Origin of the sequence: Empedobacter stercoris, from assembly GCF_020281205.1 — a bacterium.
Lineage (GTDB): Bacteria > Bacteroidota > Bacteroidia > Flavobacteriales > Weeksellaceae > Empedobacter > Empedobacter stercoris.
This window is the reverse complement of the sequence record NZ_JACXZC010000066.1, coordinates 1-1254: the sequence shown is the minus strand read 5'-3', so window position 1 is coordinate 1254 and position 1254 is coordinate 1. Positions and strand designations below refer to the sequence as shown.

Annotated in this window: 2 protein-coding genes; both read left to right on the top strand. The window is 30.5% G+C overall.

Annotation, left to right across the window (positions count from 1 at the left end; genetic code table 11):
- Positions 1-60: 60 nt before the first annotated feature.
- The gene (locus IF125_RS14155) at positions 61-327 is read left to right on the top strand and encodes a transposase (RefSeq protein WP_038336637.1); all 267 of its coding nucleotides are present in this window, start codon (positions 61-63) and stop codon (positions 325-327) included.
- A 23-nt stretch (positions 328-350) separates the two neighbouring features.
- On the top strand, positions 351-1238 hold the full coding sequence (locus tag IF125_RS14150) for an IS3 family transposase (RefSeq protein ID WP_317197147.1): 888 nt from the start codon (positions 351-353) through the stop codon (positions 1236-1238).
- The last annotated feature ends 16 nt before the right edge of the window (positions 1239-1254 follow it).

Below are 1254 nucleotides of genomic sequence, written 5' to 3'. Positions count from 1 at the left end.
TGTAATCTTCCCTAAAAACCGGAACGTTTAAAAATATAGTTTATTAACTTAGGGATAATTATGAAACAAAGCAATTTTACAGAAGTTCAGATCGTCAAGATCTTATCTGAACAAAATCAAGGCAAAACAGTCAATGAAATTTGTCGTGAACATGGAATAAGCCAACCCACTTTTTATAAATGGAAGAGTAAATATGGCGGAATGGAAGCTCATCAATTAGCTCAATTAAAGGAACTAGAGAAGCAATTGTCTCAATATAAAAAAATTGTAGCAGAGCTTACTTTAGAAAACGTAGTTTTAAAAGATGTTATCGAAAAAAAGCTATAACGCCTTGTGAAAAACGAGAATTGGTGTTGTATTCAAAAGCAAAACATCAACTAAGTTCCCGCAGGGCTTGTCGTCTATTTAACTTAAGAACATCCGTTTTTTATTATCAAAAAGTACGTAAAGATGAGGATGATAAAATACGTTTTCAATTGATAGCACTATCCAACAAGCATCAAACTTGGGGCTTTTGGATGATGCATTATCGTTTACGAAATTTAGGCTTTACTTGGAACCATAAACGAGTTTATCGAATTTATACTTCGATGAAACTTAACCTACGTAATAAACGTAAAAAAAGACTTCCTGCAAGGATTAAAGAGCCGCTTTTACGTCCGATTTATCCAAATGTAACGTGGAGTATGGATTTTATGCATGATAGTTTAGAAAACGGAAAAAGCGTGAGAAGTTTGAATATTATAGACGATTTTAATCGAGAAATTTTGAGTATTTGTATCGACACAAGCTTACCTTCAGCTAAAGTAATTTCTGAACTAGAAAAACTAATCGAATGGCGAGGGAAACCTGAGAAAATTAGAGTAGATAATGGTCCAGAATTTATTGCTGAAAAACTAAAACTATTTTGTCAAAAAAAAGCCATTGAATTATATTATATTCAACCTGGGAAACCTACGCAAAACTCGTTGATTGAAAGATTTAATAGAACTTTTAGAACAGATTTTTTAAATGCTTATTTATTTGAAAATATCAAAGAAATGAAAAATTATACAGAAATTTGGATGTGGATGTATAACAATGAAAGACCACATAGTTCTTTGCAATATCTTTCTCCTAGAAACTTTTTATTGAAATATGGTAAGGTCAAAAATCCTAATGATTTTCCAACATTTCAAATTAATCAAAATAATAATACAATAATATTAAATAAAAACTCTACTTTTAAGTGTTCTTAACAAGGGGAAGATTACA

Excerpts from the sequence above, each read along its gene's own strand:
- IF125_RS14155 (WP_038336637.1), top strand. The coding sequence starts at position 61 with ATGAAACAAAGCAATTTTACAGAAGTTCAGATCGTCAAGATCTTATCT.